This is a genomic window from Acidovorax sp. BL-A-41-H1 (assembly GCF_051942715.1).
In genome coordinates this window covers 488,080-512,969 of record NZ_JBPVJQ010000006.1, presented here as the reverse complement: position 1 = coordinate 512,969, position 24,890 = coordinate 488,080, and the positions used below count along the sequence as shown (strand labels likewise).

The 24,890-nt window shown below is 66.8% G+C and carries 22 protein-coding genes; 15 read left to right on the top strand and 7 right to left on the bottom strand.

Features of this window, described 5'->3' with window-relative positions; genetic code table 11:
• Nucleotides 1-47: 47 nt before the first annotated feature.
• Nucleotides 48-434, top strand: coding sequence for a RidA family protein (locus ACTPOI_RS15640; RefSeq protein WP_440110408.1), 387 nt, complete (start codon nucleotides 48-50; stop codon nucleotides 432-434).
• Nucleotides 435-484: 50 nt separating this feature from the next.
• On the opposite strand, the gene ACTPOI_RS15635 is transcribed toward ACTPOI_RS15640, so the two are convergent.
• Together ACTPOI_RS15635 and xdhC are read right to left on the bottom strand one after the other, a co-directional pair.
• A complete protein-coding gene (locus ACTPOI_RS15635) occupies nucleotides 485-1,729 on the bottom strand; it encodes a urate hydroxylase PuuD (protein ID WP_440110406.1) in 1,245 nt (414 codons plus the stop codon).
• Nucleotides 1,730-2,120: 391 nt separating this feature from the next.
• Nucleotides 2,121-2,948 carry a xanthine dehydrogenase accessory protein XdhC gene (gene xdhC / locus ACTPOI_RS15630; protein ID WP_440110404.1) on the bottom strand — a complete coding sequence of 276 codons (828 nt, stop codon included), beginning with the start codon at nucleotides 2,946-2,948 and terminating at the stop codon, nucleotides 2,121-2,123.
• 142 nt (nucleotides 2,949-3,090) lie between these two features.
• Between xdhC and ACTPOI_RS15625 the strand changes: the two genes are divergently transcribed.
• Entirely contained in the window at nucleotides 3,091-3,576 is a 486-nt protein-coding gene (locus tag ACTPOI_RS15625; RefSeq protein WP_440112638.1) for a hypothetical protein, read from the top strand.
• Between the two features lie 438 nt (nucleotides 3,577-4,014).
• Here the strand turns inward: ACTPOI_RS15625 and uraH are convergent, their stop codons facing one another.
• Complete coding sequence (gene uraH / locus ACTPOI_RS15620) at nucleotides 4,015-4,365, bottom strand: hydroxyisourate hydrolase (protein ID WP_440110402.1); 351 nt, start codon at nucleotides 4,363-4,365, stop codon at nucleotides 4,015-4,017.
• A 113-nt stretch (nucleotides 4,366-4,478) separates the two neighbouring features.
• Here uraH and ACTPOI_RS15615 point away from each other — a divergent pair, with 113 nt between their 5' ends.
• The 4 genes from ACTPOI_RS15615 to ACTPOI_RS15600 are packed head-to-tail and all read left to right on the top strand — an operon-like array spanning nucleotide 4,479 to nucleotide 9,173.
• Nucleotides 4,479-5,147, top strand: a complete 669-nt coding sequence (locus tag ACTPOI_RS15615; protein ID WP_440110400.1) for a GntR family transcriptional regulator — start codon at nucleotides 4,479-4,481, stop codon at nucleotides 5,145-5,147.
• Nucleotides 5,148-5,164: 17 nt separating this feature from the next.
• Nucleotides 5,165-6,121: an allantoinase PuuE gene (puuE, locus tag ACTPOI_RS15610; RefSeq protein WP_440110398.1), complete on the top strand. Its 957-nt coding sequence runs from the start codon at nucleotides 5,165-5,167 to the stop codon at nucleotides 6,119-6,121.
• A gap of 50 nt (nucleotides 6,122-6,171) precedes the next feature.
• The gene (gene uraD, locus ACTPOI_RS15605; protein WP_440110396.1) at nucleotides 6,172-7,935 is read left to right on the top strand and encodes a 2-oxo-4-hydroxy-4-carboxy-5-ureidoimidazoline decarboxylase; all 1,764 of its coding nucleotides are present in this window, start codon (nucleotides 6,172-6,174) and stop codon (nucleotides 7,933-7,935) included.
• Between the two features lie 8 nt (nucleotides 7,936-7,943).
• The gene (locus ACTPOI_RS15600; protein ID WP_440110394.1) at nucleotides 7,944-9,173 is read left to right on the top strand and encodes a M20 family metallopeptidase; all 1,230 of its coding nucleotides are present in this window, start codon (nucleotides 7,944-7,946) and stop codon (nucleotides 9,171-9,173) included.
• A gap of 978 nt (nucleotides 9,174-10,151) precedes the next feature.
• Here ACTPOI_RS15600 and lolD read toward each other — a convergent pair.
• Nucleotides 10,152-10,835 carry a lipoprotein-releasing ABC transporter ATP-binding protein LolD gene (gene lolD, locus ACTPOI_RS15595; RefSeq protein WP_440110392.1) on the bottom strand — a complete coding sequence of 228 codons (684 nt, stop codon included), beginning with the start codon at nucleotides 10,833-10,835 and terminating at the stop codon, nucleotides 10,152-10,154.
• Nucleotides 10,828-12,081: a lipoprotein-releasing ABC transporter permease subunit gene (locus ACTPOI_RS15590; protein WP_440110390.1), complete on the bottom strand. Its 1,254-nt coding sequence runs from the start codon at nucleotides 12,079-12,081 to the stop codon at nucleotides 10,828-10,830. The genes lolD and ACTPOI_RS15590 overlap by 8 nt, the downstream gene beginning before the upstream one ends.
• Before the next feature lie 89 nt (nucleotides 12,082-12,170).
• Between ACTPOI_RS15590 and ACTPOI_RS15585 the strand changes: the two genes are divergently transcribed.
• Nucleotides 12,171-13,160, top strand: a complete 990-nt coding sequence (locus tag ACTPOI_RS15585; protein ID WP_440110388.1) for a phosphoglycerate mutase — start codon at nucleotides 12,171-12,173, stop codon at nucleotides 13,158-13,160.
• Complete coding sequence (gene recJ / locus ACTPOI_RS15580; RefSeq protein ID WP_440110386.1) at nucleotides 13,157-14,872, top strand: single-stranded-DNA-specific exonuclease RecJ; 1,716 nt, start codon at nucleotides 13,157-13,159, stop codon at nucleotides 14,870-14,872. Before ACTPOI_RS15585 ends, recJ begins: the two co-directional genes overlap by 4 nt.
• 197 nt (nucleotides 14,873-15,069) lie before the next feature.
• Here the strand turns inward: recJ and ACTPOI_RS15575 are convergent, their stop codons facing one another.
• Complete coding sequence (locus ACTPOI_RS15575) at nucleotides 15,070-16,872, bottom strand: methyl-accepting chemotaxis protein (RefSeq protein WP_440110384.1); 1,803 nt, start codon at nucleotides 16,870-16,872, stop codon at nucleotides 15,070-15,072.
• Nucleotides 16,873-17,120: 248 nt separating this feature from the next.
• Here ACTPOI_RS15575 and ACTPOI_RS15570 point away from each other — a divergent pair, with 248 nt between their 5' ends.
• Entirely contained in the window at nucleotides 17,121-17,978 is an 858-nt protein-coding gene (locus ACTPOI_RS15570) for a 3',5'-nucleoside bisphosphate phosphatase (RefSeq protein ID WP_440110382.1), read from the top strand.
• Nucleotides 17,979-18,150: 172 nt separating this feature from the next.
• A complete protein-coding gene (locus ACTPOI_RS15565; protein WP_440110380.1) occupies nucleotides 18,151-18,786 on the top strand; it encodes an L-threonylcarbamoyladenylate synthase in 636 nt (211 codons plus the stop codon).
• A 66-nt stretch (nucleotides 18,787-18,852) separates the two neighbouring features.
• Here ACTPOI_RS15565 and ACTPOI_RS15560 read toward each other — a convergent pair whose 3' ends face one another.
• Nucleotides 18,853-20,016: a methyl-accepting chemotaxis protein gene (locus ACTPOI_RS15560; RefSeq protein ID WP_440110378.1), complete on the bottom strand. Its 1,164-nt coding sequence runs from the start codon at nucleotides 20,014-20,016 to the stop codon at nucleotides 18,853-18,855.
• A gap of 287 nt (nucleotides 20,017-20,303) precedes the next feature.
• Between ACTPOI_RS15560 and ACTPOI_RS15555 the strand changes: the two genes are divergently transcribed.
• The 5 genes from ACTPOI_RS15555 to ACTPOI_RS15535 all read left to right on the top strand — a co-directional run bounded on the left by ACTPOI_RS15555 (nucleotide 20,304) and on the right by ACTPOI_RS15535 (nucleotide 24,889).
• A complete protein-coding gene (locus ACTPOI_RS15555) occupies nucleotides 20,304-20,972 on the top strand; it encodes a site-2 protease family protein (RefSeq protein WP_440110377.1) in 669 nt (222 codons plus the stop codon).
• A 67-nt stretch (nucleotides 20,973-21,039) separates the two neighbouring features.
• Nucleotides 21,040-22,347, top strand: coding sequence for a tryptophan--tRNA ligase (locus tag ACTPOI_RS15550; RefSeq protein ID WP_440110375.1), 1,308 nt, complete (start codon nucleotides 21,040-21,042; stop codon nucleotides 22,345-22,347).
• Between the two features lie 280 nt (nucleotides 22,348-22,627).
• Nucleotides 22,628-22,897 carry a hypothetical protein gene (locus ACTPOI_RS15545; RefSeq protein WP_440110373.1) on the top strand — a complete coding sequence of 90 codons (270 nt, stop codon included), beginning with the start codon at nucleotides 22,628-22,630 and terminating at the stop codon, nucleotides 22,895-22,897.
• Nucleotides 22,897-24,033 (top strand): formylglycine-generating enzyme family protein, encoded by a 1,137-nt coding sequence (locus ACTPOI_RS15540; protein WP_440110371.1) that lies wholly within the window; start codon nucleotides 22,897-22,899, stop codon nucleotides 24,031-24,033. Before ACTPOI_RS15545 ends, ACTPOI_RS15540 begins: the two co-directional genes overlap by 1 nt.
• 166 nt (nucleotides 24,034-24,199) lie before the next feature.
• Nucleotides 24,200-24,889 (top strand): response regulator transcription factor, encoded by a 690-nt coding sequence (locus ACTPOI_RS15535; protein WP_440110369.1) that lies wholly within the window; start codon nucleotides 24,200-24,202, stop codon nucleotides 24,887-24,889.
• The last annotated feature ends 1 nt before the right edge of the window (nucleotide 24,890 follow it).

The window sequence follows — 24,890 nt, the reverse complement described above, 5'->3', positions numbered from 1 at the left end:
TAACCGTTCCAAAGCGAACCAGCGCCACATCTCGCCACGCACCGCCCATGAACGAAGCCGAAATCGCCGCAGGCATGCCAGGCACGCCGAGCTATCAATACGCGCAGCAGGTTGGAAACCAGCTCTTCCTTGTGGGCCAGGTGCCGCAAGCCGCCGATGGCTCGATCGTGGCGCCCGGGGATCCGCACGCCCAGGCATCAAAGTGCCTTGCTAATCTCGGCAAGCTTCTGGCGATTCACGGATTTGCCGTGCCGGACATCCGCCGCCTGGTCGTCTATGTGGTGGGCGAACAGGCCAACCTATCAACGGCCTGGAGCGCGGTAACCGAGCACTTTGGCGGGCAGGTACCTGCAGCGACGCTGTTGGGCGTGGCCCGCCTGGGATACCCGGGACAGGTGGTGGAGATCGACGCCACCGTGGTCAAGGGTCCATAGTCTGCGCGGCTTCGCATGGGTGCAGGGTGTTGTCGCCCCCTCCACAACCCTCAAGGCCCCGTAGGTGCCCCCGCCTCAAACCAGCGGCCAATCAGCGCTCGCTCTGCATCCGTGATGCCGGTGGAATTGTTCATGGGCATCAGCTTGGTCACCACCACCTGCTGGTAGATGGCCTGGGCATGCTGTTTGGCGGCCTCGGGCGAGTCCACGCGCAGGTTCTTCATCTGCACCTGGGCGCCGTGGCACATGTAGCAGCGCTGTTCCAGCACGGTTTGCACCGATTTGAAGTCCGATGGGGGCACAGCGCTTGCTGCATTTTCCCCCGTAGCTCCTGAAACAATAGCAGGCGAAGACACGGCGGCGACCGGGTCTGGGCGCAGCCACACGATGGTGCCCACGATCACGGCCACGCCCACCAGCGCATAGGGCAGCGGGTTGCCATTGCGGCCCAGCTTGTAGCCGTGGCGCATCACAAAGAACTGGCGGATGGCCGCGCCCGCGAACATCATGAGGATGAGCACCAGCCAGTTCTGCGGGTGGCTCCAGGTGAAGCTGTAGTGGTTGCTCAGCATCGCAAAGATCACGGGCAGCGTGAAGTACGTGTTGTGCACGCTGCGCTGCTTGCCGCGCTTGCCGTGGATGGGGTCCACCGGCTGGCCGGCCTTGATCTGGCTGATGACGGTGCGCTGGCCGGGGATGATCCAGAAGAACACGTTGGCGCTCATGGCCGTGGCGATCATGGCGCCCACCAGCAGGAAGGCCGCGCGGCCTGCAAACCAGTGGCATGCCAGCCAGGAGGCAATGCACACCAGCACAAACACCAGCGCGCCCACGATGGCGTCGCCATTTTTGCGCTGGCCGAAGATGCGGCAGATCGCGTCGTACAGCAGCCAGAACACCACGAAGAACGCCAGCGCCACCACGATGGCGGTGGCCGGAGCCCAGTCCATCTTGGACTTGTCGATGAGGTAGGTGCTGGCGCTGTACAGGTACGACACCGTGAACAGCGCAAACCCGCTGATCCAGGTGCTGTAGCTCTCCCAGAAGAACCAGTGGAGGTGTTTGGGCAGCTGCGGCGGCGAGACCGCGAACTTGACCGGGTGGTAGAAGCCGCCGCCGTGCACGGCCCACAGCTCGCCGCTCACGCCCTGCTTTTTCAGGTCTTCGTCTTCGGGCGGCGTGAGGCTGCTGTCCAGAAAGACGAAGTAGAACGACGAGCCAATCCAGGCGATGGCGGTGATGACATGGACCCAGCGCAGCAGCAGGTTGGCCCAGTCGAGAAAGTAGCTTTCCATATCTCAACCTCGGCGGCGCACGGTTGCGCCGCATTTGAACGTGGTGCGCCCCAAATGGGCGCACGCGCGTTACTGGCAACCTGCTCACCACTGCGGGCGCTCTGAGCAGAACAAGGGGCCGCGCACCAGGGCATGCATTGCCCGGCACCGCTGCGACCGTCCAGGGACCCTCTGCACGAATCAGCGCGCCGTGTGCATCTGCGGGCTCGGGCGGTCTGCAGCGTTGCAAATGCTCGCAATAGCTACGGCTATTGCTGCGCTTTGCGCCTTGCAGCCCATCCCGATCCGCAGCGCACACTTGCCGCTCGATTCGTGCAGAGGATCCCACACGCCGAAAGTGTATGCAGGAATTGTTCCCACTTCCAGCCCGGGCAGACCCGGATGCCCTTGTTTATGACGGTGCACCCGCCGTTTCCAGGCTTTGCAGCAACTGCGCGGCCACGGCCACGGCAATCACAGCGGGCTCTTTGCCGGTGATACCGGGCACCCCGATGGGGCAGGTCACCCAGGCCAGCTCATGCGGCGCAAAGCCGCGCTCGGCCAACCGGTGCGAGAACGTGGCCCACTTGGTCTTGCTGCCGATCAGGCCGATGAAAGGTAAATCCCCGCGTTCGCGCTGGCGGCGCAGGCAGGCGGCCACCACGTCCAGGTCTTCGGCATGGCTGAAGCTCATGATTAAAACGCGCGTGCCGGGCACCAGCGCAGGCACGGCCTGCTGCACCGGTTCGGAGTGCTCGCACACCACGCCCGTCGGCGGCGTTGCCGGAAAAATGCCGTCGCGGCTGTCGATCCACGTGAGCGCAAAGGGCAGCGGAGCGAGGGCCTGCGCCAGCGCATGCCCGACATGCCCGCCCCCGAACAGTGCCAACGGGTGCAGCGGCGGGGCCAGCCGGGCCCGCAGCGCGCCAGCCGCAGCGGCGTCCACCACGCCCAGCTGTTCGTAGGCAAGGTACACCACGCCGCCGCAGCACTGGCCCAGCGCCGGCCCCAGCGGGTAACGCAGGCGGGGCTCACCGGGCTGGCCCGCCAGGCGCCGCCGCGCCTCCGCAATGGCCTGGTGCTCCAGGTGGCCGCCGCCGATGGTGCCGACAATGTGATCGGCGAACACGGCCATCCAGGCACCGGCTTCGCGCGGCACCGAGCCCTGCGTGGCATCCACGCGCACCAGGCATGCGGGCTCGCGGACCACGCCTGCCACCAGGGCATCCAGATCAGTCACAGAGTGTGTTCCTTCATACAATGCGGGCCAGTAGGCCATACGGCCAAAAATGCCCACCGAACGCCATTGGTCTGCCCACATGTCCCAAGACGCCCCCCAACGCACTTCCGGCCCCCGCAGCCACTGGCTGACAGCGGGCGTCATGGCCGCAGTGGCCGCCCTGGTGGCCGCCTGCAAGTCGGCGCCCGAAACCCCGCCCCAGCCCCCGCAGGACAGCCGCACGCCCGGTGGCGATGCTGCGCCTGCCGTCAAGGGCCCGGTGCCGGCCGCGGCCGGGTCTGCCCGTGCGTCTGCAGCAGGCACGCCCCGCGCGTACCGGCAGGATGCCGCCACCCACCTGTATGGGCTGAATGCCGAGCGCGTGTTCAAGGGCAAGCTGCCGCCCATGCTCTACGCCATTGGCGTGCTGGAAGTGGAAGTGGACCGCACGGGCCGCGTCACCCGGCTGAACTGGCTGCGCGCGCCACGCCATGCGCCTGAGGTGATTGCCGAGATCGAACGCACGGTACGTGCCGCGGCACCGTTCCCGGCTCCATCGCGCATGGGCAAGGTCACGTATACCGACACCTGGCTGTGGGACAAGAGCGGGCGTTTCCAGCTGGATACGCTGACCGAGGGGCAGCTCTAAGAACCTGTTCAAGATCTTTTCGTGGTCGCACAAGCGCTTTGCCGGGATGAGATGCAAGGCGCGGGGTGCAGCCAATAGCTTGGCTATTGGCAAGCGCCGCAACGCCGCAGACCGCCCGGCAAGGCACTTGCCCGAAGGGTTGGAGTGAAATCGGGCGATTGAACGCCCCGGCCGCTTGCATGGGCATGAGCCCATGCAGCGCATCCGAAGCATCCACTCATCCCGATTGCACTCCAATGCGATTCCGAAAAGATTTTGAACAGGTTCTAGGTCCATCCCCCTGAGGCGCTGCGCGCCTTCCCCCTTCTCTCGAACGTCTAAGCCATTCGGGAAGGGGGACGATGCCCTCGCTGCGGGGCGGCCCTTGCTAGGCATCACTCGCCTTGCGGCGCGCCAGTTTTGACGGACATCTGTCATGTCAGCGCGCAGACATATCCATCAAGACCCACGGTAAGTGGAATAGCTCCAGGGGCTGACCAGCAATGGCACGTGGTAGTGCTGGTCGGCATGGGCAATGCCGAAATCCAGGTTCACGCGGTTGAGGAAGTTGGGCTCGGGCAAGTCCACACCCCGGCCCTTGAAATAGCTGGCCACGTCAAACTCCAGGCGGTAGGTGCCGGTGCGCAGGCTGGTGTTGTCAAACAGCGGGGCATCCGTGCGGCCGTCGTGGTTGAGCACCAGGCGCTTGATGACGGTGGCGGTATTGCCATCGGTGGTATACAGGGTCACCTCCATGCCCGCGGCGGGGCAGCCGTGCATGGTGTCCAGAACGTGGGTGCTGAGGCCCATGGAAATCTCCTGAGGTTGCAAGGCAAGACAATACCGGCGCGTTTCTCCGTAGAAACGCTAGGTGTAGACCAAAAGTGTATACACTTTTTGGTGTTGCACCGTATCATGCCACCATGGAATCCTCCTCTACCAGCGCCATTGTTGAAGCCCTTACACGCGCCATCGTGGAGCACCGCCTGCAGCCCGGCACCAAGCTGGCCGAGCAAAAGCTGGCGGACCATTTCGGCGTGTCGCGCACGCTGGTGCGCCAGGCGCTGTTCCAGATGGCACAGAACCGGCTGGTCACGCTGGAGCCCGCGCGCGGCGCATTCGTGTCCACCCCTTCGGTTGAGGAAGCCCGCCAGGTGTTTGCCGTACGCCGCATGCTCGAGACCGAGATGACCCGCGCCTTCGTGCGCAGCAGCACTCCCGCCAAGATCAAGGCCCTGCGCGCCCACGTTGCGGCCGAGAAAGCCGCCATGGGCACCGATGACGCCAGCAGCCGCACCGAGCTGCTGGGCGACTTCCATGTGCGCATGGCCGAGCTGATGGGCAACGAGGTGCTGGCGCAGATGCTGGGCGACCTGATCTCGCGCTGTGCACTGATCACGCTGATGTACCAGTCGGCCAGCGCCGCCGAGCATTCGCACGATGAGCATGCCGACATCGTGGCGGCCCTGGCCGCCCGCGATGAAGACCGCGCCGTATCGCTCATGCAGGCGCACCTCGAACACGTGGAAGCCAGCCTTACCTTTGACCGCAAGCGCCCTGTCAGCGACCTTGCCGCTGCCCTGGCCACCTGACCGAACCGCACGCCCCCATGATCTACGACACCACCGCCCCCTACCCCCGCGACCTGATTGGCTACGGCCGCACCGTGCCCCGCGCCCAGTGGCCCGGCGGCGCCCGCATTGCCGTGCAGTTTGTGCTGAACTACGAAGAAGGCGGCGAAAACGCCGTGCTGCACGGCGACGCAGGCAGCGAGCAGTTTTTGTCGGAAATGTTCAACCCCGCCAGCTACCCCGAGCGGCACATGAGCATGGAAGGCATCTACGAATACGGCTCCCGCGCTGGCGTGTGGCGCATCCTGCGCGAGTTTGAAAAGCGCCAGCTGCCGCTCACGGTGTTTGGCGTGTCTACCGCGCTGCAGCGCCACCCCGAGCTGACGGCGGCCTTTGTGGAGATGGGCCACGAGATCGCCTGCCACGGCCTCAAGTGGATCCACTACCAGCACATCCCTGAAGACGTCGAGCGCGCCCACATGGCCGAAGCCATGGCCATCATCGCGCGCATGACCGGTGAAAGGGCGGTGGGCTGGTACACCGGCCGCGACAGCCCCAACACCCGCCGCCTGGTGGCCGACTTTGGCGGCTTTGAATACGACAGCGACTACTACGGCGACGACCTGCCCTTCTGGATGAAAGTGCAAAAGAGCGATGGCACCGTGGGGCCCCAGCTCATCGTGCCCTACACGCTGGACTGCAACGACATGCGCTTTGCGCTGCCCCAGGGCTATTCGCACGCTGACCCGTTCTTCCAGTACCTGAAGGACACGTTCGATGCCCTGTACGCCGAGGGCGACCCCGCGGGCGACAACGCCCCGAAGATGATGAGCATCGGCATGCACTGCCGCCTGCTGGGGCGCCCCGGGCGCATCACGGCGCTGCAGCGGTTTCTGGACCATATCCAGCAGCACTCCCACGTATGGGTTGCACGGCGCATCGACATTGCGCGGCACTGGAAGCAGGTATACCCGTACCCGGGCAGCGCGGCCTGACCCGCACCACCACCACGGCAAACCCAAGGCACAAGGCACAAGGCACCCCCATGGCAATGACCATTGAACAACTCAACAACGCCAGCCTGGCCGACGCCATGCGCGCGCTCGACGGGGTGTACGAACACTCCCCCTGGATTGCACAGCAGGCGCTGGCGCAGCGCCCGCTGCGTTCGCTCACGCACCTCAAACATGCCATGTCGGACTGCGTTCGCACTGCCAGCAGCGACGCACAGCTCAAGCTGATACGCGCCCACCCGGAGCTGGCGGGCAAGGCCATGGTCAGCAACACGCTGACCGCAGAGTCCACCAACGAGCAGAGCAAGGCCGGACTGACCCACTGCACGCCCGATGAGTTCGAGCGCATCCAGCAGCTCAACGCCGACTACAACGCGCGCTTTGGCTTCCCCTTCATCCTGGCCGTGCGCGGCCCGCGGGGCAGCGGGTTGACCAAGCAGCAGATCATCGACACCTTTGCACGGCGGCTGACCAACCACCCCGACTACGAACGTGCCGAAGCCCTGCGCAACATCCACCGCATTGCCGAGCTGCGGCTGAACGACAAGTTCGGCGCCGAGCCCACGCTGGGCAATGACGTGTGGGACTGGCATGAATCGCTGGCGCAGCACAGCGACCCCGGCTACGCCGAGCAGGGCCAGCTCACCGTTACCTACCTTACCGATGCCCACCGGGCCTGCGCCGAGAACATTCGCCAGCGCATGCTCGAATGCGGGTTTGACGAAGTCGGCATCGACGCCGTGGGCAACGTGGTGGGCCGCTACCACGCATCGGCCCCCGGCCTGCGCAGCCTGCTCACGGGGTCGCACTACGACACGGTGCGCAACGGCGGCAAGTACGACGGCCGCCTGGGCATTTTTGTGCCCATGGCCTGCGTGCGGGAGCTGCATCGCAGCGGCAAGCGGCTCTCGTTCGGTATCGAAGTGGTGGCCTTTGCCGAAGAAGAAGGCCAGCGCTACAAGGCCACTTTCCTGGGCTCCAGCGCGCTCACCGGCCACTTTGATTTCCAGTGGCTGGACCAGAAGGACGCCAACGGTATCGCCATGCGCGCCGCCATGTCCCACGCGGGCCTGAAGATCGAGGACATCCCCCGCCTCAAGCGCGACCCGTCCCAGTACCTGGGCTTTGTCGAGGTCCACATTGAACAGGGCCCGGTGCTCAACGAGCTCGACCTGCCCCTGGGCGTGGTCACTTCCATCAACGGCAGCGTGCGCTACCTGTGCGAGATGACCGGCATGGCCAGCCACGCAGGCACGACCCCCATGGACCGCCGGCGCGACGCCGCAGCGGGCGTGGCCGAACTGGTGCTGTACCTCGAAGAACGCGCCCGGATCGACGGCGACTCGGTCGGCACCGTGGGCATGCTGAACGTGCCCGGTGGCTCCATCAACGTGGTGCCGGGCCGCTGCCAGTTCAGCCTGGATCTGCGGGCGCCCAACAATGCCCAGCGTGACGCACTGGCGACCGATGTGCTGGCCAGCCTGCAACGCATTGCTGAACGCCGCGGCCTGCGCTGCACGGTGGAAGAATCCATGCGTGCCGCAGCAGCGCCCAGCGCGCCCGACTGGCAGCACCGCTGGGAGCGCGCCGTGAATGCCCTGGGCCTGCCACTGCACCGCATGCCCAGCGGCGCTGGCCACGACGCGATGAAGCTGCACGAAATCATGCCCCAAGCCATGCTTTTTGTGCGCGGCGAGAACGCCGGCATCAGCCACAACCCCCTCGAATCGACCACCAACAACGACATCCAGCTGGCTGTCGACGCGTTCAGCCACGTGCTGCGCCAGCTTGCCTAGGAAACCCCATGACCGATTACTCCGCCCTCGATGCCTGGATCGACCAGCACTTTGACGAGGAAGTGCGCTTTTTGCAGGCCCTGGTGCGCGTGCCCACCGACACCCCGCCCGGCAACAACGCGCCCCACGCCGAACGCACCGCCGACTTGCTCCAGGAGTTTGGCTACGCAGCCGAAAAGCACGCCGTGCCCACCGCCGAGGTGCACGCCTACGGCATGGAATCGATCACCAACCTGATCGTGCGCCGGCCCTATGGAGCCGGTGGCAAGACGATTGCCCTGAACGCCCACGGCGATGTGGTTCCCCCAGGCGAAGGCTGGACGCACGACCCCTACGGCGCCGAGGTGGTGGACGGCAAGATGTACGGCCGCGCTACCGCAGTGAGCAAGAGCGACTTCGCCAGCTTCACCTTTGCGGTGCGGGCCCTCGAAGCTGTCGCCAAGCCCACGAAAGGCGCGGTGGAACTGCACTTCACCTACGACGAAGAATTTGGCGGCGAGCTCGGCCCCGGCTGGCTGCTGCAAAAGGGCCTCACCAAGCCCGACCTGCTGATTGCCGCCGGCTTCAGCTACGAGGTGGTAACCGCCCACAACGGCTGCCTGCAGATGGAGGTGACCGTGCACGGCAAGATGGCCCACGCCGCCGTGCCGCACACCGGGGTGGACGCGCTGCAGGGCGCGGTGCACATCCTTAACGCCCTGTACGCGCAGAACGATGCATACAAAAAGGTGACTTCTAACGTCGCCGGCATCAAGCACCCGTACCTGAACGTGGGCCGCATCGAGGGCGGCACCAACACCAACGTGGTGCCCGGCAAGGTGACCTTCAAGCTCGACCGCCGCATGATTCCCGAGGAGAACCCGGTGGAGGTGGAAGCCACCATCCGCCGCGTGATCGAGCAGGCCGCCGGTGAGCGTGCCGGGATCAGCGTGGATATCCGGCGGCTGTTGCTGGCCAATGCGATGACACCGCTGGCAGGAAATGCCCCCCTGGTGGAAGCGCTGCAAAAGCACGCGGCCGCCGTGATCGGCGAGCCGGTGCCGGCCGTGGGTACGCCGCTGTACACCGATGTGCGGCTGTACGTGGAGCGCGGCATCCCTGGCGTGATCTACGGCGCAGGGCCGCGCACCGTGCTGGAGTCGCATGCCAAGCGGGCGGATGAGCGGCTGGATCTGGAAGATTTGCGCCGGGCGACGAAGGTGGTGGCGCGGGCTTTGAGTGATCTGTTGGCGGGGTAACTCCCGTCTCTGGGCGATTTTTGGGCCTTTTTCGCCCATAGCGCAGGTATTTATTGCCTTGGATGCTATGTTTTTGGCAGTGCTTGACTAGCCTTTGGCTCACTGATCCCTTCCGGATGCGCCTGCCGCAGCCTGGTTTGGCGGTGAGCACCACATGCCTGTGCTGCGGGCGGAGGCCGGGAGTCGCCCGGCAGGCGAGTAACTTTCTTTCGCGTCGCCGAAAGAAAGTCACCAAAGAAAGGGCGACCCCGCTGTCTGCGTCCCCGGCGCCGCGCGCCGGGGCAACCTGTGGTGCTCGTGCGTGGGGCGCGCTGCGGAACTCGCTGCGCGCCTGCGGCGCTCCGCTCAGACAGCCGCAGCGAGTCAGTCCACGAAGCGTGTGTCCTTCGGCACACGCCGCCCCACGCCCTGCGCTCCTCGGCGCACACAGAGGGGATGGGGAGCGGACATCCATTCGGGCCATTGCTTCGCTCGGCCCCACTTCGCGGGCGCACGCGCCTCGCGCTGGTGACCACCGCTGGCGCCAGGCAAGGCCCACGCCGGGTCGAGCGCAGCGATGACCCGTATGGCTGTTCGGCTCCCACCCCCTTCTGGCTGCGCCTGCGCCGAGGCGGTTGCGGGGTGGCAGTCGCGCAGGTGCGCGGCTGCTTCGTGAACTGACTCGCCGCGGCTGTCCGAGCGGCGCTGCGAAGCAGCAAAGCGAGTTCCGCGGCGCACCCCGCAACCGCCACGGCGCAGGTCTGCCCCGCAGCGAAGCGAAGGGGTCGCAGACTGAGGGTCGCCTTTTCTTTGCTTACTTTCTTTTGGCGAAGCAAAAGAAAGTGAGTCGCTCGCCGGGCGACTCCCGGCTCCCGCCCTGAACACAAGCATGCGGTAGCCACCGACAAGCCAGGCTTCGACAGGCTCAGCCCGCACCCAATCCGACCGCTCAATCACTATCAAATCCAGCGCTTATAAATAAAGCGCCACAACCCAAAATCACCCCAAAACCCCAGAAACCAACCTCACTACCCGATCACACCGCGCCGCCAGCGCCCCATCGTGCGTCACCATCACAAACGCCGTCCCCTGGTCCCGCGCCAGCTGCAGCATCAGGTCGAACACACCATCGGCCGTAGACCGGTCCAGATTGCCGGTGGGCTCATCCGCCAGCACACAGGCAGGCCGCGTGACCAGCGCACGCGCAATCGCCACCCGCTGCCGCTCGCCGCCCGACAGCTCGGCTGGCCGGTGGTGCAACCGGTCCTTCAAACCCACCGACGTGAGCACCCGCTCGGCCTCGGCATGGCACTCGGCCAGCGGCATGCGGCGGATGCGCAAGGGCATGGCCACGTTGTCCAGCGCGCTGAACTCGGGCAGCAGGTGGTGAAACTGGTAGATGAAACCCAGGTGCTGGTTGCGCAACTGCCCCTGGCGCTCGGCCGAGAGCGTGGACATCAGCTCGCCCTTGAGGCGCACCGTACCCGCCGTGGGCGCATCCAGCCCGCCCAGCAGGTGCAGCAGCGTGCTCTTGCCCGAGCCGGATGCACCGACGATGGCCAGCGTCTCACCCGCACGGATCTGCAGGTCCACGCCCTTGAGCACCGTCACATCCAGGCGGCCTTCGGTAAAGCGCTTGGTCAGGCCCTGGGCTTCCAGGACAACTTGGTTCAAATCACTCATAACGAAGCGCCTCGGCGGGGTTCACGCGGCTGGCGCGCCAGCTGGGGTAGAGGGTGGCCACAAAGGACAGCACCAGCGAGATGACGCCGATGGGCACGATGTCGCTGCTTTGCGGCTCGCTGGGCATCTTGCTGATGAGATAAATGTCCTTGGGCAAAAAGCTGGCGTTGAGTGCCCGCTCGATGGCGGGCACGATCACGTCGATGTTGAGCGCCACGCCCAGGCCCAGCAGCAGGCCCACGCACGTGCCGATGATGCCCACCATGGCGCCCTGCACCACAAAGATGCCCATGATGCTTTTCGGGCTGGCGCCCAGTGTGCGCAGGATGGCGATGTCGGCGCGCTTGTCGGTCACGGTCATCACCAGCGTGCTCACGAGGTTGAACGCGGCCACCGCCACGATGAGCGTGAGGATGATGAACATCATGCGTTTTTCGAGTTGCACGGCGGCAAACCAGGTGCGGTTTTGCTGCGTCCAGTCGCGGATCAGCAGCTGACCGCTGAGCGTGCGCGCCAGCTCCAGCGACACCTCTCGGGCCTGGTGCAGGTCTTTGAGCTTCAGGCGCACGCCGGTGGGTCCTTCTAGGCGGAAGATGCGCTGCGCGTCCTCATGGTGCAGCATCACCAGGGCCGAGTCGTATTCATAGTGGCCCGAGTCAAACGTACCCGCCACCGTCATCTGCTTGAGGCGCGGCACCACGCCCGCGGGCGTCACCTGCCCGGCCGGGGCGATCAGGGTGATGACATCACCGGCCCGCACGCCCAGCGAGCGCGCCAGCTCGCCGCCCAGCACCACGCGGAATTCGCCGGGCACCAACATGTTGAGCACCTGCTCGTTGGTGGCGGCCAGGTCGGTCACCGCGCCTTCCAGGGCCGGGTCGATGCCGCGCACCAGCGTGCCCTTCATGTCCTCGCCGCGCGCCAGCAGCGCCTGCGCGGCCACAAAGGGCGCGGCGCCGATCACGTTGGGGTTCTGCTTGGCCTCGGCCAGCGTGCGGGCGGGGTCGGGCAGCGCCGCGCCCTGGGGCGCAAAGATCTCGATGTGCGAGACCACGCTGAGCATGCGGTCGCGCACTTCCTTCTGAAAGCCGTTCATCACGCTGAGCACGATGATGAGCGCAGCCACGCCGAGCGCGATGCCCAGCATGGACACGCCCGAGATGAACGAGATAAAGCCGTTGCGCCGCGTGGCGCGGCCAGCGCGCGTGTAGCGCCAGCCCAGGGCCAGTTCGTAGGGGATTTGCATGGATCGGGAAAAAGGGGATGGCCAGCCCGGGCAGGACGGAATGTCTCCCCGGGGGCCGCGCCGATTGTGGCATCCCGCAAAATACCGGGATGTCGGACACCCACCATTTGCTCATTCCCCACGCTGCAAGCGCCTCCGAGGGATGCCAGCAAGCCCTGAAGGCCCTGGCCCTGCCCCACCTGGACCGGCTGCTGGCGCGGCTGGGCGCCGTGCCCGCCCCATTCGGCGCCACCCCCATCGAGGGCGAGGAAACCAGTTTCACCCCACCGCACGAACGCGTGCTGGCCCGCCTGCTGGGCCTGCCCGCCGAGGACGGCCGTATCCCCTGGGCTGCGTGGCATCGCCACCAGCAGGGCGCGCCTGCTAGTGATGGCCACGCCTGGGCCTTTGTCACGCCCTGCCAGTGGCAGGTCAGCACCGACCACGTCACCCTGCGCGACCCCAAGGCCCTGGGCCTGGACGAAACGGCCTCGCGCGCGCTGCTGGCCATCGTGTCGCCCTGGTTTGCCGAAGACGGGATCACCCTGCAATACGACCAGCCCACGCGCTGGCTGGCCAGCGGCGATGTGTTTGCACAGCTTTCCACCGCATCGCTGGAACGCGTGCTGCTGCGCGATGTGCGTGCCTGGATGCCCCACTCCACCGAACCCGCCGCCGCACGCACGCTGCACCGGCTGCACAGCGAGATGCAGATGCTGCTGTACACGCATGCCTTTAACGACGCGCGCGGCGAACGCGGCCTGCCGGTCGTCAACTCGTTCTGGGTCCATGGTGCGGGCGTGCTGCCTGCAGGGGCTGCGACAGACGCTGCACCTGCGCTGCCCGCCATGCCCACCGGCCTGCGCGATGCCGCGCTGCACGAAGACTGGCGCGCCTGGGCCACCGCCTGGGTCGCTATCGACGCCGGCCCTGTGGCCGACCTGCTGCGCCACGCCGAGCGCGGCGCCACGGTGCAGCTCACGCTGTGCGGGGACCGCAACTCGCTGGCGTTTGGCAGCAGTGCCCCGCGCGGCCTGATGCAGCGCGTTCAAAGCCTTTTCAGGCCGCAGAGCTTTTCCGATCTGCACGGAAAGCTATGAAAATAATAGCAAGAGACATCCCGCCCCGCGCCGCCTGGGCGCTGGAGCAGGCGGGCGTGCATCCGCTGCTGGCCCGGCTGTACGCCGCGCGCGGCGTGCTGGGCAAAGACGAGCTGGACGACGGCCTGGCCCGGCTGCTGCCGCCCGCCGGGCTCAAAGGCATTGATGAGGCCGCGCGCCTGCTGGCCGATGCGGTGCAGCAGGACCGCCGCATGGTCATCGTGGCCGACTACGACTGCGATGGCGCCACCGCCTGCGCCGTGGGCGTGCGCGGCCTGCGCATGCTGGGCGGCCGCCAGGTGGACTACCTGGTGCCCGACCGCATCACCGACGGCTACGGCCTCACGGCCTCCATCGCCCGGCGCGTGAAGGAGCGCGGGGCCGACGTGCTGATCACCGTGGACAACGGCATTGCCAGCGTCGATGGCGTGGCCGAGGCCAAGGCGCTGGGCCTGACGGTGGTGGTGACCGACCACCACCTGCCCGGGCCCGAGCTGCCAGCCGCCGATGCGATCGTCAACCCCAACCAGCCCGGCTGCACGTTCGACAGCAAGTCGATTGCCGGGGTGGGCGTGATGTTCTACGTGCTGCTGGCGCTGCGGGCCGAACTGCGCGCGCGTGGCCTGTTTGACCTGACCACCCAACCCAAGCTCGACCCGCTGCTCACGCTGGTGGCGCTGGGCACCGTGGCCGATGTGGTCAGGCTCGACGCCAACAACCGCCGCTTGGTGGCGCAGGGCCTGCGCCGCATCCGCGCCGGGCAGATGCCCGCAGGCATTTCCGCCCTGTTCCACGCGGCGGGCCGCAAGGCCAACGCGGCCACCACGTTTGACTTTGGCTTTGCCCTGGGCCCGCGCATCAACGCCGCGGGCCGGCTGGCCGACATGACGCTGGGCATCGAATGCCTGCTGACCGACGACGCGGGCCGCGCCGCCGAGCTGGCCGGGCAGCTCGACACCATCAACCGCGAGCGCCGCGAGATCGAGGGCGGCATGCGCGAGCAGGCCATGCTGATGGCCGAGAGCCTGTTCCAGGAAGACGAAGACCCGCCGCCCGCCATCAGCGTGTTCGACCCCGACTTTCACGAAGGCGTGGTCGGCATCGTGGCCAGCCGCATCAAGGACAAGCTGCACCGCCCCACCTTTGTGTTTGCGGCCAGCAGCGCGCCGGGCAAGGCCCACGAGCTCAAGGGCTCGGGCCGGTCCATCCCCGGGTTTCACCTGCGCGATGCGCTCGACCTGGTGGCCAAGCGCCACCCCGGCGTGATCCTGAAATTTGGCGGGCATGCCATGGCCGCAGGCTGCACCGTAGCGGCCGATGGCTTCGAGGTGTTTGAAAAAGCACTGGCGCAGGTGGCGCAGGAATGGCTGGACGCCTCCACCCTCACCCGCCGCATCGAGACCGACGGGCCGCTGGCCCCCGAATACTGCCGCGCCGACATGGTGGACACCCTGCACCGCGAGGTCTGGGGCCAGGGATTTGCGCCGCCCACCTTCAGCGAGGAAGTGCAGATCGTGAGCCAGCGCCTGGTGGGCGAGGCCAAGAACCACCTGTCGATCAAGATCATTCACCAGGGCAACCCGGTCGATGCCATCTGGTTCGGCCACACCGAGCAATTGCCCCAGCGCGTGCTGCTGGCCTTTCGCCTCGATGTGAACGAGTGGAAGGGCGAGCGCAAGGTGCAGTTCCTGGTGGAGGGGGCACAGCTGTAGCGGCTGCGCCGTGGCGCGAATGGGAACGCCGCGGAGGCGCCCCACCGCACTGCCCGGAGGCCTGCCGGGTGGCCCCCGGGGCATCAAAACGGCCTGAATGAAGGCTTTCAGGCCGAAAACGGCCTCAAGCGCCCGTTTTAATTGCCCATTAAGCTATCATTAATGTAGCAATCAAACCTGACGTACCCACGGCAGGGTCAGAAGCTCTCCCACTCGTCTTCACCACCTGCCGGGCGTGGTGCCGGGGCCGGTGCAGGCCCGGCAGCCTTGGCTGGCTTGGGCGCTGAAGCCGGGGCCGGGGCTGACGCCAGGCGTGCGGCTGCGGGTGCGGTGCCTGCCTTGGCGGCAGGTTTGCCCGCAATCTGGCGGGCTGGGGCGCCGGCCCGGCTGGAAGACACGGCCGGTGCAGGGCGCGGGGCAGGCGCGCGGGCCGGTGCCGCAGCGCGCACCGCCACGCCGCCCACGTTGAACACCGACACCACTTCGGCCAGGCGCTGGGCCTGGTCGCGCATGGATGCTGCGGCGGCGGTGGATTCCTCGACCAGCGCAGCGTTTTGCTGCGTCATCTGGTCGAGCTGGGCGACAGCCTGGTTGACCTGGGCGATGCCGTCGCGCTGCTCGGTAGACGATGCGGTGATCTCGCCAATGAGGTCACTCACGCGGCGCACGCTGGAGACGATTTCTTCCATGCTCTGCCCGGCCTGCGCGACCTGGGCCGAGCCCGATTCCACGTTTTGCACCGATGCGCCGATCAGGGATTTGATCTCCTTGGCGGCCTCGGCGCTGCGGCCGGCCAGGCTGCGCACTTCGCTGGCAACCACGGCAAACCCGCGGCCCTGCTCGCCGGCGCGGGCGGCTTCCACCGCGGCGTTCAGCGCGAGGATGTTGGTCTGGAAGGCGATGCCGTCGATGACACCGATGATGTCGTTGATCTTGCGCGAGCTGTCGGTGATCTGCTGCATGCTGGCCACCACCTGGCCCACCACTTCGCCGCCGCGGGCTGCGGCCTCGGCGGCAGTGCCAGCCAACTGATTGGCCTGGCGCGCCGTGTCGGCCGACTGCGACACCGTGGCGGTCAGCTCTTCCATGCTGGCCGCCGTCTGCTGCAGACTGGATGCAGCCTGTTCGGTGCGGGCCGACAAGTCGTGGTTGCCGCTGGCAATTTCCACCGACGCCGACGACACCGAATCCACCCCCAGGCGCACCTCGCTCACCACGCCGCGCAGGCGCTCGGACATCGCGCCCAGGGCGCCCAGCATGTGGCCGAACTCGTCCTTGCGGGACGACTGCAGTTCGCGCGTGAGGTCGCCGGCGGCAATGGCATCGAGCGTAGCCACGGCCTCATCCAGCGGCACGGTGATGGAGCGCACCAGGCGGCGCGCCAGCAGCAGCATCACGGCAATCAGCGCGGCCGAGGCCAGCAGGCCCTGCACGCCGTAGTCGATGCGCCGCTGGGTGGCTTCAGCGCGGATCTGGTCGCGCCGCTTTTGCAGCACGGACACGAAGTCGTCCTGGGCCTTGAGGTAGCGGGCCACCAGCGGCGTCAGTTCGGTATCGGCAAAGCGCTGGGTGGCCACGGCGTCGCCAGCCGCCTTGAGCTCCCACGTCTTGGCCGTGGCATCCAGAACAATCTTGCGCTCCGCCTGCACCTTGTCGAGCGCGGCCTTTTCCTCGGGCTCGGTGGCCGAGGCCATGATCCCTTCCTGGATCTTGTTGATGGCGCCGATGATTTCCTTGACCTTGGCCCCGTACTGTTCAGCCAGCACAGCATCGGTGGTCACCGCGGCGCCCATGACCATGTTGACCGCCGTTTCGGTGGACCCCCGCCAGCGCACTGCCGTGGAAATGCGCTGCTCGATCTCGACCACCTGGTCCATCGCGCCCGACATCGACGTGTTGGCCCGGTACTGCTGGAAGCCCGAAATCACGAGCATGGCCAGCATCAGCGCAATGAAGGCGCCCCACAGCTTTCGGGAGACGCGGATGTTGTCTAGTTGCATGCTTTACCTCATCGAAAGCCCGGCGGTCATGCCAACAAACCGGGCCAGATACCTTTAATTACAAATAACTTACATGGTACGCCATGCCACCGCAGGAACGCGCTGCGCAAGCGCTGCCGCAGGCGGGCAGGGGCAACCCACAAGCCCGTGCCCAAGCGCGGGCGGGGCGGTGGCCGCCGTCACCCACGTTACCGCAGCAACAGCCACGTTGGGGTGCGGGGCAACCCGCCCCCCGTAGAATCGACAGCGTGCCCAGCTACCTCAACGCCGACCTGCATTGCCACTCTGTGGTGTCCGACGGAACCCTCACGCCCGAGGAGCTGGCCAGGCGCGCCAAGGCCAACGGCGTCGATCTGTGGGCGCTGACGGACCACGACGAAATCAGCGGCCAGCACCGGGCGGCCGAGGCGGCCCGGGCACAGGGCCTGCCCTACCTGACCGGCACCGAAATTTCGGTGACCTTTGCCAACACCACGGTGCACATCGTGGGCCTGGGGTTTGATCCGGACAACGCACAGATGGCTGCCGGCCTGGCCGCCACGCGCGGTGGCCGCGGAGAGCGCGCCAAGGACATGGCCCAGCAGCTGGCGCAGGTCGGCATCAAGGGCGCCTACGAAGGCGCGCTGCAGTTCGTGGGCAACCCGGCGCTGATCTCGCGCACGCACTTTGCGCGGTTTCTGGTGGAAACCGGCGTCTGCCGCGACACGCCCGAGGTGTTTCGCAAGTACCTCACCGAAGGCAAGCCGGGCTATGTGGAACACCGCTGGGCTGCGCTGGGCGACGCCGTGCGCTGGATCACCGAGGCGGGCGGCATGGCCATCATTGCCCACCCGGCCCGCTACAAGTTTTCGGCCAACGAAGAATTCGCGCTGTTTTCCGAGTTCAAGCAGCACGGCGGCCACGGGGTGGAGGTGGTGACCGGCAGCCACACGGCGGCCGAATACGTGACCTATGCTGCCATGGCGCAGGAGTTCGGCCTGGCCGCATCGCGCGGCAGCGACTTCCACAGCCCTGACGAATCGCACACCGATCTGGGCCAGCTGCCGCTGCTGCCCGGCGCACTCACCCCCGTGTGGGAACTGCTGCAGGACCGCATCCGCCATTGAGCGAAAGGCAAGCCCTTGCGCCCGCGCGACAGCGGGCCCTGCGCGGATTGAAGAGCCCACCGCATGCCAAAGTCTCCGTCTGTCGCTCACCCACCTGACCTGGCGGCATCACGCTGCCTGCAGGGGATGGCTGCCGACAGGCCGCCTCTGCAAAAAGCGCTAACCTTCTGCCATGGCCCAGTACTTTGAAGTTCATCCCGACAACCCGCAGCCGCGCCTGCTCAAACAGGGGGCCGTGCTGCTGCAAAAGGGCGGCATCATGGCCGTGCCCACGGATTCCAGCTACGCGCTGGTATGCCATCTGGACGACAAGGATGCGGTCGATCGCCTGCGCCGTATCCGCGGGGTGGATGACCGCCACCACCTCACGCTGCTGTGCCGCGATTTGTCTGAGCTGGCCAACTATGCGCGGGTGGACAACCGGCAGTACCGCCTGCTCAAGCTCGGCACGCCAGGGCCTTACACCTTCATCCTGGAGGCCACCAAGGAAGTCCCGCGCCGGGTGAGCCACCCATCGCGCAAGACCATCGGCCTGCGGGTGCCCGACCGCAAGGGCCTGCAGCTGCTGCTGGAGCTGCATGGCGCACCGCTGCTGGCCACCACGCTCATCCCCGCGAACGAGACCGAGCCGCTGAACGACCCGCAGGAGATCCGTGCGCGCTATGAAAAGCTGCTGGATGGCATTGTGGACGCGGGCGCCTGCCCTTTGGAGCCCACCACCGTGATCGATCTCACGCCCATGGGCACGGGCGACGACCCGCTGGTGGTGCGCGAAGGCCGCGGCAGCCTGCAGGCGCTGGGGCTGTAAGGCCACGCATTCCCCCGGCCCGACCCGACGGCTGGGTCGTTGCGGCCCTGGAACGTGGCTGCGCCCTTAAAGGCGAAACGCGCCCACCGCCTGCTGCAGCTCGCGCGCCTGTGCAGACAAGGCCGTGGCGGTACCCACCGCATGCTGCACCAGCGCAGCTGTTTCCTGCGTGGTGCCGTCCATGTGCGAAACCGCGTCGTTCACATGGCCGATGGCGCTGCTCTGATCGCGCAGCGCGCTGGAGATTTCGCCCAGCAGGCCGCTGACCTGCCCCACAGCACTCACGATTTCCTGCATGGTGCGCCCGGCCTGGCCGACCTGGCCTGCGCCGCTTTCCACCTGTTCGACCGACGCGCTGATCAGCGCCTTGATCTCCTTGGCGGCCTCGGCGCTGCGCCCGGCCAGGCTGCGCACCTCGCTGGCCACCACGGCAAAGCCGCGGCCCTGCTCGCCAGCGCGGGCGGCTTCCACAGCGGCATTCAGGGCGAGGATGTTGGTCTGGAAGGCGATACCTTCGATCACCTGGATGATGTCCACGATCTTGCGCGAGCTGCTGCTGATGGCCTGCATGGTCTGCACCACCTCGCCCACCGCCACACCGCCCTGCTCGGCAATGGCCGATGCCTTGACGGCAAGGCCGCTGGCCGAAGTGGCGCGCTCGGCGTTCTCGCGCACGGTGGCCGTGAGCTGGCCCATGCTGGTGGCGGTTTCGGTGAGCGATGCCACCTGGTCTTCGGCACGGCGCGACAGATCGGTATTGCCGTGGTCGATGTCCACAGCCGATGCGCTGATGGCATCGGTGCTTTGCTTGATGCGCGTGACCAGGTCGGTGAGCGTGTCTTCCATGGTACCCAGCGCCCCCAGCAGGCGGCCAAAATCGCCCTTCAGATCGGACTCGAACTCCTGGCTCAGGTCGCCGGAGGCCACCGTTTCGGCAATCAGCAGAGCCTGGTTGAGCGGCGCCACGATGCTGCTGCGCAAGCTGAACACAGCGAACAGCGCCAGCGCAAAGACCGCGCATCCCGTGCCGATGACCCATAGCCGTGCGCCCTGCAGCTGCGCCACCACAGCCTGCGGTGCCACCGCGGGGGCCGATGTGCCCGCCTGGGTAAGCGCCCGCTCCGCATCGGCAATGCCGGACAGCGCGCTGCCCATCATCAAGGCCACCAGCAGCGCCAGGCTGCCAAACGCCAGCGTCAGCCGCGTTCCGATTTTCAGATGGTTCAACACCGGTATCTCCAGAAGTGTGTATGCAGGCGCGCGCGGCCTGAGGCAGGGTGCAGCGCGGCGCAGGCGGGCGCTGCCTTGCAGGCATGGCACCCCGTGATGGCGGCTGCCACACTGTAGCGGTCGCAGGGCGTCCCGCCGATCATGGGCGCGACAGGTACAGGGGGCCATACGTAAAACCCACACCATTGCCTGCCCGCGGCCTTCGCATGGCCTGCCCACAGCCCGGCTGCGCGGCTACCGGCGCCGAAAGCGCTGTGGCCGCGCCGGGCGTCTGAGACAATCCCGGCGTGGACACCTCCAACCTCATCCAGACCGTTCTCATCTACGCACTGCCCGTGCTGTTCGCCATCACCGTGCACGAGGCAGCCCATGGCTACGCCGCGCGCCACTTTGGCGACAACACGGCGTACATGCTGGGCCGCATCACGCTCAACCCCATCAAGCACATCGACCCCATCGGCACCATCCTGATGCCCATCGTGCTGTACTTCGCCACGTCGGGCGCTTTCCTGTTCGGCTACGCCAAACCGGTGCCCGTCAACTTCGGCAACCTGCGCAACCCCAAGCGCGACATGGTGTGGGTGGCGCTGGCCGGGCCGGCGTCCAACTTCATCCAGGCCATTGCGTGGGCCATCGTGCTGGTGTCGCTGGTGGGCTTCGGCGTGGACGAGCGCTTTTTCATCGAGATGGCGCGCGCCGGCGTGCTGGTCAACCTGGTGATGTGGGCCTTCAACCTGTTTCCACTGCCGCCGCTCGATGGCGGCCGCATTCTGGTGGGCCTGTTGCCCTGGAAGCAGGCGCACATGGTGTCGCGCATCGAGCCCTGGGGCTTCTTCATCGTGATGGGCCTGGTGATTGCCGGCGTGGTGGGCACACTGTGGCTGCGCCCGCTGATGAGCCTGGGCTATGGCGTGATCAACGTACTGCTCACGCCCATCACGGCCCTGCTGCGCTGACGCCCCATACGGCCTGCGCACGCCACCGCTGCTTCTTTTCTGCTGACTGACTACTGCCCCTGTTTCCATGAGTACCACGCGCTTTCTCACCGGCATCACCACCACCGGCACGCCCCACCTGGGCAACTTCGTCGGCTCCATCCGCCCGTCGGTGGCGGCCAGCCTGCAGCCCGGAGTGCAGAGCTTTTACTTCCTGGCCGACTACCACGCACTCATCAAGTGCGAGGACCCGGTGCGCATCCAGCGCTCCACGCTGGAGATCGCCGCCAGCTGGCTGGCCGCCGGGCTTGACCCGGACAAGGTCACGTTCTACCGCCAGTCCGACATCCCCGAGATTCCGGAGCTGACCTGGCTGCTGACCTGCGTGACCGGCAAGGGTGTGCTCAACCGCGCCCACGCCTACAAGGCCAGCGTGGACAAGAACACCGCGGCGGGCCGCGAGCAGGACGACGGCGTGACGGCGGGCCTGTTCATGTACCCCGTGCTCATGGGCGCCGACATTCTGATGTTCAAGGCGCACAAGGTGCCCGTGGGCCGCGACCAGATCCAGCACATCGAGATGGCGCGCGACATGGCCGCCAGCTTCAACCACCTGTATGGCGAGCATTTCGTGCTGCCTGAAGCCGCCATCGACGACCATGTGGCCACGCTGCCCGGGCTGGATGGCCGCAAGATGAGCAAGAGCTACGACAACACCATCCCGCTGTTCAGCTCGCGCGCGCAGCTGAAAAAGCTGATTGGCTCCATCCTGACCGACTCGCGTGCTCCCGGCGAGCCCAAAGAGGTCGAGGGCTCGGCGCTGTTCCAGATCTACCAGGCCTTTGCCACGCCCGACGAGACCGCGGCCCTCCGCAAGGCGTATGCCGACGGCATGGCCTGGGGCGACGCCAAGGAGCTGCTGCTCGAACGCGTGGACCAGGTGATCGCCCCCATGCGCGCGCAGTACGAAGAACTGATCAATAACCCCGCCCGCATCGAGCAGACGCTGCTGGCGGGGGCCGAGCGCGCCCGCACGCTGGCCACCCCGTTCATGCGCGAGCTGCGCAGCGCCGTGGGCCTGCGCAGCCTGGTGCAGGCCAGCACAGCCACCAAGCCTGCGAAGGCAGCCAAGGCAGCACTGCCGTTATTCAAGCAGTACCGCGAGGCCGACGGCAAGTTCCATTTCAAGCTGGTGGCGGCCGACGGGCGGCTGCTGCTGCAAAGCACCGGTTTTGACGCGCCCAAGGACGCCGGCCAGGCCATCGGCCAGCTGCAAAAGGATGCCGCGGGCGCGCTGCAGGCGCTGGCCCCGCGCCTGGCCCCGGTGGACGGCGTGGAGCAGGCCGATGTGCTGGCCGCGCTGCAGGCACTGGCGGACTCGGCGTCTGCCACCTGATCCGGTGTGCTATATTTTTTATAGCAAAACAGGCAAGTAAATTTAGGGCTAGCGGGCTAAAACACCTGAAAGTGGCGCCCAAAGACCGGCCAACAGCCGCTTGCCGCCGCCGCGACCCGCGCGACCCGCCCGGCCCGCACCGCAGAGGGCCGAGGCAGGGTACGGCCTCGCTGCGCACCCACAGGCCCTGGCACCGGCGCCGTCCCTGTCTGATATCGCTCGTCGGCGGGGCCCCCGCCTCGCTTGTGCGTAAACTGGCCGCCTTCTACCGGAGCTGCCCATGAAACTGCTGACCCTGTCATCCCTGCTGTGTGTTTCTGCCGTGCTGGCGGGCTGCAATGCCTCGGGCGGGCACTACCCGTCGGGGCCCATGGCTTCCGGGCGCGACCGCACCTTCAGCGTGCCCGTGTACGGCCGCGACACCGCCCCCGCCTATGCGGCTGCCACGCGCGAATGCCAGCAGCTTGCCCTCTTCCCCAAGCTGCTGCGCGACGATGGCTCGCGGCTGATATTCGAATGCGTGAGCGAAGCGCCAGACCGCCGGCCGTGATGGCTCCCCGTCACCGGCGGGCAGGCCATCTGCGTTTTGCAGGCCTGCGTACGGGCGTTCTGGCGGCGTTGGCACTGGCTACCTGCCCTGCGGTAACGCTTGCACAGCAGGCAGGGCAGACAACGACGCAGCCTGCACCTGCTGCCCCCGCAGCCTCTGCTGCGGTGGCTGTGCAGGCGGGCACCTGGACCAATTCCCTGGGCATGCGATTTGTGTGGGTGCCCGCAGGCAGCTTCACCATGGGCGGCCCTGAAAGCCCGCAAGTGCTGGCGCAGGCCTTTCCGCTGCTGGAGAACCAGCGCTTTACCGAGCTGACCGACGAAGGCCCGGCGCACACGGTACGCATCAGCCGCCCCTTTTACCTGGGTCAGCACGAGGTCACGGTGGGGCAGTTCCGCCGGTTTCTGGCGGCCTCGGGCTACCAGCCCGAATCGGTGGCCGACGGCACGGGGGGCTACGGCTACAACGCGCAGTACGACCCGGCTGCCTCGGCGCGCGGCGATGCATTCGAGGGCCGCGACCCGCGCTACTCGTGGGCCAACCCGGGCTTTGCGCAGACCGATGACCATCCGGTGGTCAATGTGACCTGGAACGACGCGCAGGCCCTGGCGGCCTGGCTCAGCCGCACCGAGGGCCAACGCTACCGCCTTCCCACCGAAGCCGAGTGGGAGTACGCCTGCCGCGCCGGAACCCGTACGCGCTACCCGCATGGCGACGATCCGCAGGCGCTGACCCGGCACGGCAACACCTTCGACCGCGAAGCGGTACCGTTCTGGCCGCGCTGGCAGCAGCACGCACTGGCTGCCAGCGACGGCCATGCCTTCACATCCCCGGTGGGCAGCTACGCGCCCAATGCCTTTGGCCTGCACGACATGCTGGGCAATGCCTGGGAATGGGTGTCGGACTGGCATGGCGACACCTACTACGCCGAATCGCCAGCCGCCGACCCCCAGGGCCCGGCCGATGGCTCGGTGCGGGTGCGCCGCGGCGGCTCGTGGCACACCTGGGCCTTCTATGCGCGTTGCGGCTATCGCAACTGGAACAGTCCGGGAACGCGCTACACCCTGGTCGGCATCCGGCTGCTGCGCGAGGCCGCGGTCACGCCAGCAGTGTCCGTCGCACCACCGCACCGGTAACCGCGCCTCCCCGCACCACGGCAGGGACTATTGGCACCATGGTGCCAATAGTTTTTGATGCAGTTCTGCCACGATACAGCGTCAACAACTGTCAACCCGCGCCCGCCCGAGCGAGGCAGCGCGGCCATGTCGCAATAATCCGCGATTGCATTCCGAAGGGGAGAACATGCGCATAGCCGCACTGGACGACGATGCGCTTCAGCTGGACTTGATCAGGCAGGCCACTGAAGCGATGGGGCATGTATGCCATACCCACTGCAGTGGCGCCGAGCTGCTGCGCGAGCTTCGCCGCCAGACTTTCGATCTGCTCATCATTGACTGGCAGCTGCCCGACACCACGGGACCGGAAGTGGTGCGCTGGGTACGCCAGCAAGTTGATGCGAAGCTTCCCATCCTCTTCGTCACGCACCGCCAGGAAGAGCGCGACATCGTGGAAGGGCTGGGCAGCGGTGCAGACGATTTCATGGTCAAACCCGTGCGCATCGGCGAGCTCAAGGCGCGCGTGACAGCACTGCTGCGCCGCGCCTACCCGGACAACACCGGCGGCGTGGTCGATTTTGGCCGCTACCGCTTCCTGCCCGAGACCCGCTCCATCGAGATGGACGGTGCACCTGTCGAACTGAAGAACCGCGAGTACGAACTGGCCCTGTTCCTGTTCCAGAACATGGGCCGCCTGCTGTCACGCGACCATCTGCGCGAAATCGTCTGGGGGCAGACTGCCGATGTGATGTCGCGATCGCTGGACACCCACATTTCGCGTTTGCGCACGCTGCTGGACCTGCGCCCGGGCAACGGCTACATCGTCACCGCCGTGTACGGCGTGGGCTACCGCTTTGAGGCAGTGGAAGCCGTGTGAC

Coding starts and splice junctions, on each gene's coding strand:
- ACTPOI_RS15640 (WP_440110408.1), top strand. CDS start 48: ATGAACGAAGCCGAAATCGCCGCAGGCATGCCAGGCACGCCGAGCTAT.
- ACTPOI_RS15635 (WP_440110406.1), bottom strand. CDS start 1,729: ATGGAAAGCTACTTTCTCGACTGGGCCAACCTGCTGCTGCGCTGGGTC.
- ACTPOI_RS15625 (WP_440112638.1), top strand. CDS start 3,091: ATGGCCGCAGTGGCCGCCCTGGTGGCCGCCTGCAAGTCGGCGCCCGAA.
- uraH (WP_440110402.1), bottom strand. CDS start 4,365: ATGGGCCTCAGCACCCACGTTCTGGACACCATGCACGGCTGCCCCGCC.
- ACTPOI_RS15615 (WP_440110400.1), top strand. CDS start 4,479: ATGGAATCCTCCTCTACCAGCGCCATTGTTGAAGCCCTTACACGCGCC.
- puuE (WP_440110398.1), top strand. CDS start 5,165: ATGATCTACGACACCACCGCCCCCTACCCCCGCGACCTGATTGGCTAC.
- uraD (WP_440110396.1), top strand. CDS start 6,172: ATGGCAATGACCATTGAACAACTCAACAACGCCAGCCTGGCCGACGCC.
- ACTPOI_RS15600 (WP_440110394.1), top strand. CDS start 7,944: ATGACCGATTACTCCGCCCTCGATGCCTGGATCGACCAGCACTTTGAC.
- lolD (WP_440110392.1), bottom strand. CDS start 10,835: ATGAGTGATTTGAACCAAGTTGTCCTGGAAGCCCAGGGCCTGACCAAG.
- ACTPOI_RS15590 (WP_440110390.1), bottom strand. CDS start 12,081: ATGCAAATCCCCTACGAACTGGCCCTGGGCTGGCGCTACACGCGCGCT.
- ACTPOI_RS15585 (WP_440110388.1), top strand. CDS start 12,171: ATGTCGGACACCCACCATTTGCTCATTCCCCACGCTGCAAGCGCCTCC.
- recJ (WP_440110386.1), top strand. CDS start 13,157: ATGAAAATAATAGCAAGAGACATCCCGCCCCGCGCCGCCTGGGCGCTG.
- ACTPOI_RS15575 (WP_440110384.1), bottom strand. CDS start 16,872: ATGCAACTAGACAACATCCGCGTCTCCCGAAAGCTGTGGGGCGCCTTC.
- ACTPOI_RS15565 (WP_440110380.1), top strand. CDS start 18,151: ATGGCCCAGTACTTTGAAGTTCATCCCGACAACCCGCAGCCGCGCCTG.
- ACTPOI_RS15550 (WP_440110375.1), top strand. CDS start 21,040: ATGAGTACCACGCGCTTTCTCACCGGCATCACCACCACCGGCACGCCC.
- ACTPOI_RS15545 (WP_440110373.1), top strand. CDS start 22,628: ATGAAACTGCTGACCCTGTCATCCCTGCTGTGTGTTTCTGCCGTGCTG.
- ACTPOI_RS15540 (WP_440110371.1), top strand. CDS start 22,897: ATGGCTCCCCGTCACCGGCGGGCAGGCCATCTGCGTTTTGCAGGCCTG.
- ACTPOI_RS15535 (WP_440110369.1), top strand. CDS start 24,200: ATGCGCATAGCCGCACTGGACGACGATGCGCTTCAGCTGGACTTGATC.